Origin of the sequence: Chromohalobacter sp. HP20-39 (assembly GCF_033052815.1) — a bacterium.
Taxonomy (GTDB): domain Bacteria; phylum Pseudomonadota; class Gammaproteobacteria; order Pseudomonadales; family Halomonadaceae; genus Chromohalobacter.
The window spans coordinates 1-239 of the sequence record NZ_JAWHTP010001120.1 but is presented as its reverse complement, the minus strand read 5'-3'; the positions used below and the strand labels follow the sequence as shown (position 1 = coordinate 239).

Sequence of the window (239 nt, the reverse complement as noted above, 5' to 3'; positions counted from 1 at the left end):
CTGCTCAGCATCACCGAACTCGCGATGTAGGAACAGCTGATGGCGCCAACGCGAACCGCGGGTTCATGTGCCGGCTTCACCATGATCGAGATGATGGCGGTGATGCTGATCATTGCGATGTTGGCTTCGCTGGTGGTGGCCATGGTCCCCGGCACCGGGCGTGGCAAGTTGAAGGCATTGACGCTGCAAACGGCGGCCTTGCTGCGCCGCGAGCGGCTTGCCGCCGTTCTCACCGGACA

The 239-nt window shown here is 62.8% G+C and carries 1 protein-coding gene; it reads left to right on the top strand.

What is annotated here, in order from left to right:
* Positions 1-39 precede the first annotated feature (39 nt).
* On the top strand, positions 40-239 hold a 200-nt coding region (locus RVY79_RS21380; protein ID WP_317466634.1), incomplete at its 3' end, for a prepilin-type N-terminal cleavage/methylation domain-containing protein.